Annotated in this window: 10 protein-coding genes; 6 read left to right on the plus strand and 4 right to left on the minus strand. The window is 73.2% G+C overall.

Annotated features, from left to right (window positions below):
- Window positions 1–284: 284 nt before the first annotated feature.
- The 3 genes from J421_RS03255 to J421_RS03265 all read right to left on the minus strand — a co-directional run bounded on the left by J421_RS03255 (window position 285) and on the right by J421_RS03265 (window position 3,585).
- The gene (locus tag J421_RS03255; protein ID WP_025409733.1) at window positions 285–2,954 is read right to left on the minus strand and encodes an ABC transporter permease; all 2,670 of its coding nucleotides are present in this window, start codon (window positions 2,952–2,954) and stop codon (window positions 285–287) included.
- Between the two features lie 7 nt (window positions 2,955–2,961).
- Window positions 2,962–3,303 (minus strand): PadR family transcriptional regulator, encoded by a 342-nt coding sequence (locus tag J421_RS03260; RefSeq protein ID WP_025409734.1) that lies wholly within the window; start codon window positions 3,301–3,303, stop codon window positions 2,962–2,964.
- Between the two features lie 81 nt (window positions 3,304–3,384).
- Entirely contained in the window at window positions 3,385–3,585 is a 201-nt protein-coding gene (locus J421_RS03265; protein ID WP_025409735.1) for a hypothetical protein, read from the minus strand.
- An 87-nt stretch (window positions 3,586–3,672) separates the two neighbouring features.
- Between J421_RS03265 and J421_RS03270 the strand changes: the two genes are divergently transcribed.
- The 6 genes from J421_RS03270 to J421_RS03295 all read left to right on the plus strand — a co-directional run bounded on the left by J421_RS03270 (window position 3,673) and on the right by J421_RS03295 (window position 10,288).
- Window positions 3,673–4,620: a hypothetical protein gene (locus tag J421_RS03270; protein WP_025409736.1), complete on the plus strand. Its 948-nt coding sequence runs from the start codon at window positions 3,673–3,675 to the stop codon at window positions 4,618–4,620.
- Between the two features lie 224 nt (window positions 4,621–4,844).
- Window positions 4,845–6,536 carry a twin-arginine translocation signal domain-containing protein gene (locus J421_RS03275; protein WP_025409737.1) on the plus strand — a complete coding sequence of 564 codons (1,692 nt, stop codon included), beginning with the start codon at window positions 4,845–4,847 and terminating at the stop codon, window positions 6,534–6,536.
- Window positions 6,537–6,545: 9 nt separating this feature from the next.
- Window positions 6,546–7,490 (plus strand): lactate/malate family dehydrogenase, encoded by a 945-nt coding sequence (locus J421_RS03280; RefSeq protein ID WP_025409738.1) that lies wholly within the window; start codon window positions 6,546–6,548, stop codon window positions 7,488–7,490.
- A 164-nt stretch (window positions 7,491–7,654) separates the two neighbouring features.
- Window positions 7,655–8,077 carry a DUF6174 domain-containing protein gene (locus tag J421_RS03285; RefSeq protein WP_025409739.1) on the plus strand — a complete coding sequence of 141 codons (423 nt, stop codon included), beginning with the start codon at window positions 7,655–7,657 and terminating at the stop codon, window positions 8,075–8,077.
- 90 nt (window positions 8,078–8,167) lie between these two features.
- On the plus strand, window positions 8,168–8,425 hold the full coding sequence (locus J421_RS03290; protein WP_025409740.1) for an HXXEE domain-containing protein: 258 nt from the start codon (window positions 8,168–8,170) through the stop codon (window positions 8,423–8,425).
- A 51-nt stretch (window positions 8,426–8,476) separates the two neighbouring features.
- Window positions 8,477–10,288: an amidase gene (locus J421_RS03295; RefSeq protein ID WP_025409741.1), complete on the plus strand. Its 1,812-nt coding sequence runs from the start codon at window positions 8,477–8,479 to the stop codon at window positions 10,286–10,288.
- Window positions 10,289–10,425: 137 nt separating this feature from the next.
- Here the strand turns inward: J421_RS03295 and J421_RS03300 are convergent, their stop codons facing one another.
- Window positions 10,426–11,004 (minus strand): alpha-ketoglutarate-dependent dioxygenase AlkB, encoded by a 579-nt coding sequence (locus tag J421_RS03300; protein WP_025409742.1) that lies wholly within the window; start codon window positions 11,002–11,004, stop codon window positions 10,426–10,428.
- Window positions 11,005–11,131 lie beyond the last annotated feature (127 nt).

The raw sequence follows: 11,131 nt of genomic DNA on the forward strand, positions 1-11,131 counted from the left end.
GCCGTGTCGCGAGTCACGAGGCATGGGTCAGGCGACCCGGTGGCGTCGCGTCCATCCCGCGGAGCACTGGCGCTTTGCATCGAACCGCAGAGGGCCGCAGAGGCCGCAGAGAACGACAACGGCTCTTTTACCACAGAGGACGCAGAGGACACGGAGGAAACCAACGAGAAGTGGTTCTCCTCCGTGTCCTCCGTGTCCTCTGTGGTTCAACAAAAAGCGGCACCTCTGCGGCCCTCTGCGGCCCTCTGCGGTTCAAATTCGAGCAGCCTCGCCCCACGTCCTCCTCAGTTCTCGGCCCGCAGCGCGAGCAACGGATCCGCGCGCATGGCGCGGCGCGCCGGGACGAGGCTCGCGAGCAGCGCGACGAGCAGCAGCAGGAATGCAACGGTGGCGTACGTGAGCGCGTCGCGCGCGTTCGTCTCGAACAGCAGCGACGCGAGCGCGCCCGAGAGCCACGCCGCGCCGAGCAGGCCGATGGCGATCCCCGCGACGGCGAGCCGTGCGGCGCCACCGACGACGCTGCCGAGCATCGCGCGGCGCGGGGCGCCGAGCGCGGCACGGATGCCCATCTCGCGCGTGCGGAGACGCACCACGTACGACGTCACGCCGTAGATGCCGATCAGCGCGAGCGCGAGCGCCGTCGCCGCGAACACGCCGAACAGCGTGGCCGCGAACCGCGCCGTGGTCGTCGCCTCGCGCACGAGATCCGCGAGCGGCTGCACCGTCGGCGCCGGGAGCGACGCGTCGAGCGCGGCGATCGCGCGGCGCACCGCGGGCGCGAGCGACGCCGCGTCCGCACCGCGCACGACGAGCGTGAGCGGCGGGCGCGGGAACGCGGCGGCCGAGAAGTACAGCATCGGCCGCACCTCCGTCTGCTCGAGCGACATGTAGCGGGCGTCGCCGACCACGCCGACGACCGTGAACACCGGCCCCGCGACGACGTCGCCGAATCGGATCGTGCGCCCGATCGGATCCTCGTTCGGCCACGTGCGCCGGGCGAGCGTCTCGCTCACGACGGCCACGCCCGGACCGGTCGCGTCGTCGGTCGCGGCGAGGTCGCGGCCGCGCACGAGGCGGATGCCCATCGTGCGGAAGTATCCGGGCGTGACGACGCGGTAGTCGGCGTCGGGGGAGTCGCCCTGCGTCGCGGGGCGGTCGGCGCGCGCGTAGGCGCGGCCGGTGTTCGGCCCGCCGAACGGGACGGAGCTCGCCCCGGCGACCGCCGTCACGCCGGGGAGGCGCCCGACCGCCTCGAGCATCGCGGCGCGGAACGCGGCCGCGCGCACCGAGTCGTCGCGCGCCCCGTCCGGCACACGCACTGACACGACCGACACGCCCGCCGGGTCGAAGCCTAACGGCACGCGCTGCAGCCGCACGAAGCTCCGCCCGAGCAGCCCCGCGCCGACGAGGAGCACGAGCGTGAGCGCCACCTCCGCGACGACGAGCGCCGCGCGCGCCGTCGAGGCGCCCTCGGTGCCGCCGCGCGCGCCCTCCTTCAGCACCGCGCCCGCGTCGGCGCGCGCCGCGTGCAGCGCCGGGAGGAGCCCGAACAGCACCACGCTGCCCAGCGCGACGAGCGCGACGACGGCGAGCACCGGCGCGTCCAGCTTCACGTCCTCGAGGCGCGGCACCGTCGTGTCGCCGACGGCACGGAGCAGCGCGAGCCCTGCCGCGGCGAGCCCCACGCCGGCCGCGGCGCCTAACGCGGCGAGCAGCGCGCTCTCCGTCACGAGCTGCCGCGCGAGCCGTCCGCGCGACGCGCCCAACGACGCGCGCAGCGCCATCTCGCGGCGGCGCGCCGTGGCGCGCGCGAGCTGGAGGTTCGCCGCGTTCACGCACGCCACGAGCAGCACGAACCCGACGACCCCGAGCAGCACGCGCATCGCCTTGCCGAACGTGGGGCCGATGACGACCTCCATGATCGGCCGCGAGTTGACGTCCCAGCCGCGGCGCGTCCCCGGCGTCGCGCGCGCGAGCTGCGCCGCGACGACGTTCAGCCGCGCCACCGCGCGCTCGCGCGTCATCCCCGGCGCGAGCCGCGCGAGCACCCGCAGCTCGCGGTTCCCCGGATCGTCGCTCGCGCCGACCATCGACAGCGGCGTCCACACCTCGGCCGGCGTGCCGGGGACGAAGAAGCGCGGCGGCATCACGCCGACGACCGTGACCTTGCGGCCGTCGAGCACGATGTCGGCGCCGAGCACCGCGGAGTCGGCGCCGAAGCGCGAGCGCCACAGATCGTTCGCGAGGAGCGCGACGGGCGCCGCGCCGGGCCGCGCGTCGTCGGCGCGGAAGCGGCGGCCGAGCGCGACCGGGGTGCCTAACAGATCGAACACGTCCGGCATGACCGCCGCGGCGTCGACGAGCTCCGGCGCGCCGGCGCGGCCGCCGCGCGAGAGCGTGACCTCGCGCTGCCGCATGAACGCGCCCATCCGCAGGAACGCGCCCCGCTCCTCGCGCCAGGCGAGGAAGTCCGGCGCCGACACGGAGAAGAACTCGAGGTTGTGCGCCAGGTTGCGCGACCAGAGGCGGACGAGCGCGTCCGGGTCGCGGTACGGGAGCGGGCGCAGGAGCACGCCGTATGCGACGCTGTAGACCGCCGTCGTCGCGCCGATGCCGACGGCGAGCGTGAGCGCGACGACGAGCGCGAAGCCGGGGTTCGCGCGGAGCCCGCGCACGCCGACGGCGAGGTCGCGCCGCAGCGCGTCCCACCATTCGACTCGGCGCGCCCGCTCGACCCGCTCGCGGCTCAGGCTCTCGCACTCGTCGCGCACGGGCGCGTAGCTGCCGAAGCGTCGCATGGTGGCCTCTCGCGCGTCGGCCTCGCTCACGCCGGAGCGCACGAGCTCCGCGACGCGCATCTCGATGTGGAACGCGAGCTCCTCGTCGACGTCGCGCGCGGGGTCGGCACCCCAGAAGCGGCGGAGCATCGGCAGGCGCACGGTGGACAGGCGCACGGTCGCCTCAGGCGGGCTGGCGCGTCGCGGTGACGACCTTCGTGATCGCGGCGGCGTACTGCACCCACGTCTCGATCTCCTCGCGCAGCGACCGGCGGCCGGCGGGGGTGAGCGCGTAGTACTTGGCCTGCCGGTTGTTCTCGGAGAGGCCCCACGACGTCGTGACGAGCCCCTTGTTCTCCAGCCGATGGAGCGCGGGGTACAGCGACCCTTCCTCGACGCGCAGCGCGTCGTCGGCCGTGTCCTGGATCCATTTCGCGATCGCGTAGCCGTGCATCGGCCCCCACGACAGCGTCTTGAGGATCAACAGCTCGATGGCGCCCCGCTTGAACGGCAGCTCGGTCGGCACGCGTGCTCTCCCCTGGATCTGACAAGGGTCAGCATACGGCGCGCGCCATAGATCTGCAAGGGGAGCGCGAAACCGCCGGCGTCAGCGCCGGTCGGGCGCGCGCGGGTCGTCGGGGTCGTGCGACTCGTCGTACTCGTAGTCGTCGCCGTGCTCGTGCGGGCCCTTGTGCGGGTGCGAGTGCACCACGTCGCCGTGCCGATGCTCGTTCGGATCCGCCGGGTTGTTGCCGGGCGCGTAGCCGCGGGCGCGATCGGGCCCGGTGCCGCGTGCGTCGTCGCTCATGAGGTCCTCCTGAGATCCGTCGGGGTCTTCCCCCATCCTCGCCGCGCGGCGCATCCTGTCAAGCACGCCCGACGAGAGAGAGCCCACATGCCCGACGGCCTGATCGAGCGCCTCGCGCGCGAGACCGGGGTGCCTAACCTGCTCGACGCGCTCGCCCGCCTCGCGCCCACCGACCTGCAGTCGCTGCTCATCGCCGTCCACGAGCGGCACGCCGCCGCGGTGACGCCGCGCCGTCTCGTGGCGCAGTACGCGGCGAACCGCTTCGTGCGCCCGTCGCCGGTGGACCCGCGGCGGTTCGGCGAGGCGGAGCGGCTCGCGTGGTCGCTGCTGCCGGCGGGCTACGCGCCGATGGAGCTGTCGCCGCTCGCGCCGCTCGGCGCCTGCTCCGCGCTCGCCACGGTGAGTCAGAACAAGATCGTCGCCACCGACCGCAGCACGGAGGTCGTCTCCGACTGCACGAACGTGCTCGCGCTGGAGTGCGCGGCGCGCCGTCGCGACCCGGGGTCGCGCCGCGAGCCCGTGCTGCTCGCCACGTCGCACCGGCTCGTGCGCACGCCGCTCTACCACGGCGCCCGCTCGTTCGCGCACTTCCGCGTGCTCGCGCTGTGCACGGCGGGGCGCGACGCGGGCGCGTTCCGGTTCGAGGCCGACCGCCTGCGCGAGCACGTCGAGTTCTACCTCCGGCTCGTCGGCGCGATGGCGTCGCTCGGCAAGCCGTTCACCGCGCCGCACGTCGCGATCACCGACGTGACCGATGGCGCGCTCACGTCGACGCTGACGGACCGCGTGCTCGAGCCGCTGGCGGCGCGGTTTCCCGAGGCGCGGATCGCGTTCGACCCGACGCGCACGGCGGGGCGCGGCTACTACGAGGGCGCGTGCTTCAAGGTCTACGCGACGGACGGCGCGGCGGGCGAGATCGAGCTCGCCGACGGCGGTCCCGTGCCGTGGACGCGGCGCCTGCTGAGCGACGACAAGGAGCGGCTCGTGATCAGCGGCCTCGGCATGGAGCGGCTGTGCGTCGACGCTTCGCCGTGACGACGTCTTCGTCGTGTGCAGGGCTCCACGTACGAGTTCGTGTAGGACTGAAGAAGGACTGAAAGGAGGACTGAAGAAGGACCAACAACGAAGACGTTGTGTTTGGTCCTTCTTCAGTCGCTCTTCAGTCCTTCTTCAGTCCTGGTCAAACACGTACGTGGAGTCGTCCCAGGCGAGTCCTCCTCGGCCGTTCACACCTCGCGCCCTTCGCGCCAGATTCCGGCATGCCCACGCGCCGCGACTTCCTCCACCAGAGCGCCGCCGCTGCCGCCGCGCTGTCGGTCGGCCGCCTAACGTTCCGCACCGACGACGCGCCGAGCGGCTTCGTCGACGTGCGGCGCGCGCCGGACGCGGTGCTCGTCCGCACCGCCGATGGCGAGCAGCGGCTGCGCGCGGCGGGCGGGCGGTGGGAGGGCGACGGCATCACGGTCACGGTGCGGGAGGTGCCCGGCGACGCCGCAGGCGGCATGCGCGTGGAGCTCACGGCGCCCGACGCCGCGGTGACGCGCCTGCACCTCCGCTGGCGCGGCGACCTCGCCGGCACGCGCCTGCTGCTCGGCGACGCGTGGGAGCGAGGCTACGGGGACCTCGAGTGGCGCGGCTTCGTCCCCGACCGCGTGATGCCGTGGTACGTCGCGGCATGGGACGGACGCGTCACGCACGGGTGGGGCGTGCGCACGGGCGCGCGCGCGTTCTGCGCGTGGCAGGGCGACCCGCGCGGCCTCAGCCTGCTCGCCGACGTGCGCAGCGGCGGCGTGGGCGTACGGCTCGGCGAGCGCGCGCTCGCCGTGTGCGACGTCGTCGGCCGCGCCGGATTGCCTAACGAGACGCCGTTCGCCGCCGTGCGCGCGCTGTGTCGGCGACTGTGCGCCGCACCGCGGCTCCCTGCCCACCCCGTCTACGGCAGCAACGACTGGTACTGGGCGTACGGCAGGAACAGCGCGGCCACCGTCCTCGCCGACGCGCGGCACGTCGTCGAGCTGTCGCCGACCGGCGCGAACCGGCCGTACGCGGTCATCGACGACGGCTGGCAGCCCGGGCGCGGTGCGGAGAAGGCCGGCGTGGGCACGTGGGACCGCGGCAACGACAAGTTCCCCGACATGCCGGGGCTCGCCGCCGAGATCGGGCGCGCGGGCGCGCGGCCGGGACTCTGGATCCGCCCGCTGCAGGCGCCCGCCGACGCGCCCGACGCGTGGCGACTGTCGCGCGAGCGCACGGTGCTCGACCCCACCGTGGCCGAGGTGCGTCGCAAGGTCGCCGACGATCTCGCTCGGGCGCGCGGCTGGGGCTACGAGTTGATGAAGCACGACTACACGACGTTCGACGTCTTCGGCCGGTGGGGCTTCCAGATGGGACCGGGCCTCACGCGCGACGGGTGGACGTTCGCCGAGGGCCCCGTCCGCACGACGGCGGAGGTGATCGACGAGCTGTATCGCACCATCCGCGACGCCGCGGGCGACGCGCTCGTCATCGGCTGCAACACGGTGAGCCACCTCTCGGCGGGCCGGTTCGAGCTCTGTCGCATCGGCGACGACACCAGCGGGACGGAATGGTCGCGCACGCGGAAGATGGGTGTGAACACGCTCGCCTTCCGCGCGCCGCAGCACGGTACGTTCTACGCCACCGACGCCGATTGCGTCGGTGTGACCAACGCGATCCCGTGGGAGTACGACCGACAGTGGCTCGACCTGCTCGCGCGGAGCGGCACGCCGACGTTCGTGTCGCTCGCGCCGGACGCGTTGGACGAGACGCGGCGCCGCGATCTACGTGCGGCGCTCGCGCTCGCCGCGCGCCCGCAGCCGCTGGCCGAGCCGCTCGACTGGCAGCACACCGCGTGGCCCACACGCTGGCGGGTGGGCGGCGCGGCGCACGTCTACGACTGGACCGGCCCGGACGGCGCGGCCGCCGTGCCCTGACCCACCACCGTGCCTAACGCGACCGTGCCTGACGCCACCGTCCGCTTCTCCGTCGGCATCCTCGGCACCGGCTGGGTCGGCGCCAGCGTGGCGATGTCCGTGCTGCACGCGGGGTTCGCGGGCGAGCTGCTGCTCTCCGACCTGCGCGCCGAGCTCGCAGAGGGAGAGGCGATGGACCTCGCGCACGGCGCCGCGTTCTACCCCGCCGCGACCGTGCGCGCCGCGCCGTTCGACGAGCTGCTCGCCACGAACGCGCTCGTGATCGCCGCCGGCCGTGGCGGCAAGCCGGGCGAGTCGCGCCTCGACCTGCTGCGCGACAACGCGCGCGTCATGCGCGACGTCGGCGCGCGCCTGCGCGATTACCGTGGCCTGGTCGTCGTCGTCACGAACCCGGTGGACGTGCTGACGTACGTCGTGGCCGAGTCGTCTGGGCTGCCGGTGGAGCGCGTGATCGGCACGGGCACGATGCTCGACAGCGCCCGGCTGCGGCAGGCGATCGGCGAGGCGCTGCACGTCGCGCCGCACTCGGTGCACGCGCACGTCGTCGGCGAGCACGGCGACTCCGAGGTGGTGCTCTGGTCGAGCGCGTGGGTCGGCGGGCGTCCGCTGCGGCAGTGGCCGGGATGGACGCGCGAGCGCGAGGCGCCGATGGCCGAGCAGGTGCGGCGGGCGGCGTACGAGATCATCCGGCGCAAAGGCGCGACGAACCACGCGATCGGTCTCGTGACCGCGGCGCTGCTCCGGTCCAGCGCGCGCGGCGAGCGGCGCGTGCAGACGGTGTCCCGCGTGCAGCGCGGCGCGCTCGGGCTGCACGACGTCGCGCTGTCGCTGCCGACGATCGTCGACACGGGCGGCGCGGTGGAGGTGGTGGCGCCGGAGCTGGCGCCCGAGGAGCGCGCTGCCCTCGAGCGCTCGGCCGACGTGCTGCGCGACGCGATCCGATCCATCGCGTGACGGGATGGACAGGACCACTGGCTCGTCTTTCTGGACAGGATGACAGGACGGACAGGATGACAGTCACCAAGACGGCTGTCGCAGTTGCACTCTTTGGGAGGTTCTCATCCTGTCCGTCCTGTCATCCTGTCGGGACGTTCCGCCGCTGGCGCCTAACGGCGATCGTGCTCGCGCTCCTGTCCGGGCTCGCGTGCCGCGCACCCACCGACGCGGAGTCGGATCTCTCGGCCGCGCTGCGTCGGTGGGCAGGTGCGGCGCCGTCGGCGTACGAGATCACGCTGCGGCGTACCTGCTTCTGCCCGCAGGAGGTCGTCGGGCCGGTCGTCGTGACGGTGCGCGGCGGGCGCGTCGAGAGCCGGCGCTATCTCACCGGCACGCCGGTCGACGCGCGGTTCGACGAGTCGTTCCCGACGGTGGAGGCGCTGTTCGCGTTCGTCGACGACGCGATCCGGCGGCGCGCGGCGCAGATCACGACCCGGTACGACGCGCGGTTCGGCTATCCGTCGAACGTGTTCGTCGACTACGTGGTGAACGTGGCCGACGAGGAGAACGGCTTCGTGGTGGACGCGTTCCGCGCCGTCCCCTAGCCCGCGTCGCGTGCGAGCGACCGGGCCGGCTTCCAGCGCGCGCTGCCGGCGCTGTTCGGGTACGCGTGGCGCGACGCGCGCTTCCTCGCGGTGAACGCGGCGTGGCTCGCGGTGTTCGCGGCGAGCCTGTGGGCGATGCGCCGCCGCGGCCGCGCCGCCTCGTTAGGCGCGCTCGGCGCGACGTTCCTCGCGCTCGGCGGCGGCGTCGGGAACGGGGTCGCGCACCTCGCGCTCGCACTGCGCGCGGGCGGCTACTTCCCGGGACTCTACACGGCGGCGCTGTGCCTCGTCGCCGGTGCGGTGCTGCTCGCGCGGCTGCGCGCGATCACTGGGGTCGGAGTCGATTGACGAGTGCGCGTGTTACCTTGGGAGTGCCAGCGTTCCCCGCACCACCCACCGATGGAGAGCATTCCCGTGGACAGGCCCGAAGATCTCCTGGAAGCCGCATTCCCCGAGCTCGAGCGCCGCGCCGAGGAGGCCGCGGACACGACCGGCGTCGACCGGCGCGCCTTCCTGTTCGCATCGATCGCCGCCGCGGCGGCGACGACCTTCGGCGCGCACACGGGGCGCGCCCAGCCGCCCGCCGCGACGGCCGGCCAGCCCCCCGCGCAGCCGCAGGTGCCGCCCTATCCGTTAGGCAACGGCGAGCCGCCGGCCGAGCAGTTCATGCCGTATCCCGGCGGCACCGGCGCGCTGATGGAGAAGCTCGTGCGCGAGAAGGGTCCCGCCGCGTTCCAGCGCGCGACGTTCCCGCTCGCGCCGTGGAGCGGCCCGGTGCCGACGAGCGACGAGGACCTCGCGTTTCTCCCCGCGCACCGCATCTCGGCGCTCATCAAGGCGAAGAAGCTCACGTCGGCGCGCATCACGAAGATCTACCTCGACCGGCTGGAGCGGCTGAACCCGACGCTGCTCTTCGCCGTGACGATCCTGCGCGACCAGGCGATGGCCGAGGCGGCGGAGCGCGACCGCGAGATCGCGGCGGGCACGTGGCGCGGGCCGCTGCACGGCGTGCCGTACGGCGTGAAGGATCTCTTCGCCACGAAGGGCATCGCCACGACGTGGGGCGCGAAGGACTTCGAGACGCGCGTCATCGACGACGACGCGGAAGTCGTGAGGCGGCTGCGCGACGCGGGCGCCGTGCTGCTCGCGAAGCTCTCCACGGGTCTCTTCGCGCAGAACGACCAGTGGTTCGGCGGACGCACGAACAACCCGTGGAACCTGTCGCAGGGATCGAGCGGCTCGTCGGCCGGCCCCGCGTCGGCGACGGCGGCGGGGTGCGTCGCGTTCGGCATCGGCACGGAGACGCAGGGCTCCATCGTGTCGCCGTCGCTGCGCTGTGGGACGAGCGCGCTGCGTCCGACGTTCGGGCGCGTGAGCCGCTACGGCGGGATGGTGCTCGCGTGGACCCAGGACCGCGTCGGCCCCATCACGCGGACGGTAGAGGACGCGGCGATGGTGTTCAACGTCATCCACGGCGTCGACGAGAAGGATCCATCCACGGTGACGACGCCGTTCAAGTTCGACCCGAGCATCAAGCTCGCGTCGCTGCGCGTCGGCGTGGACCCGCAGGCGCCGAAGGAGCTCGTCGACAAGCTGAAGGCGTTAGGCATGGCGCCGCGCGACATCGGCCCGCGCCCCACCGTGCCGGGGATTCGCGGAGAGGGGCTGGACGTGGAGGGGGCGGCGGCATTCGACGACTACGTGGTGCGCAAGGCGAAGGAGATCGGCCTCGACCTGAACACCGTGGTGGCCATGCCGAACCCGCGGAACGCACCCTACCCGGGCACCTCGCCCACGGCAACCGCCGGCACGCCGATGGCCGCGGCCGACTGGGACCCCCGCTTCGTGCAGGGGCGCATCATGAAGGCCTACGACTTCGTGCAGAACCAGCGGCGCCGCTACGTGCTCGTGCAGCGGTGGGCGGAGTTCATGAAGGACCTCGACCTGTTCATCGGCGCGCCCGGGGCGGACATCGCGCCGAACGCACAGACGGGGCATCCGTGCGCGGTGGTGCCGTACAAGTTCGACGTCCCGCAGCAGGTCGGCGGCGGGCGCGGCGCGACCGCGCCCGCGCAGCCCGCGCCGGAGCTCAAGCCGCAGCCGATCGGTGGGGTGATCACGGGGAATCTCTACAACGACGACCTCATTCTCTCCGTGGCGCACCAGTTCCAGAAGAACACGGACATCCATCTCAAGCGGCCAGCGATCTGACGCGCCTTGCAGGGCTCCACGTACGTGTTCGTGGAGGACTGAAGGAGGACTGAAGAGGGACTGTCCTCCTTCAGTCCTTCTTCAGTCCCACGAACACTCGTACGTGGAGCCGTGCAGCGCGCACCCGATCCTGCCGTTCACGCGCCGCGGAGATTCCGGTACGTGACGGAGTACCGCAGCGCCTCCACCGCCGGGATGCTGTGCTCCCACTCGGTGCGCGACGGCCCGCGCAGCACGTACGCGGAGCGCGGCTCGGCGACGAGATTCACGCGCTCCCACCGCTCGCCCACCGCGCGGCGCAGGCGGAACGTGCACGGCGAGAGCAGCGAGATCCCCACCACCTCGCCGAAGACGTCCTTGTCGCGGTGCCAGCCGATGGCCGCGCCGGGACCGTACTCCGTGACGAGCACGTGCTGCAGCGCGGCCGGCGCCAGCCCGGCGACGGAGGCCGCGGTCTCGCGCAGCGCGACGAGAAACGGCGGCATGTCGTCCGCCTCGTGCAGCACGCGCGCCTCGAAGTCGTACTTCCAGCCGAACGACACGACGCGGCGCTTGCCCGTGTAGCCGTGGAACTCGAACTCGCGGAACGGCAGCTCGCGCATGCGCGCGATCACGTCGCGCTCGACGTCGGGCGTGATCACTTCCTCGCGATAGAGGAAGCCGTCGGGGAGCGGCGGCAGTGGGGCGGCGCCGAAGATGTCGAGTTGGTCGGGCATCGCTGGTAATTAACCGCGCGTCACGCCGCTTTCGTGGGGGCGGCGGTTCGAGCACACGAGCTTCCTGAGCGAGGCCACGGTGCGACCGCTCGAGGCGCGGGGCGGACGCGAGCGAGCCCGAGTTCGT

Origin of the sequence: Gemmatirosa kalamazoonensis (assembly GCF_000522985.1) — a bacterium.
Taxonomy (GTDB): domain Bacteria; phylum Gemmatimonadota; class Gemmatimonadetes; order Gemmatimonadales; family Gemmatimonadaceae; genus Gemmatirosa; species Gemmatirosa kalamazoonensis.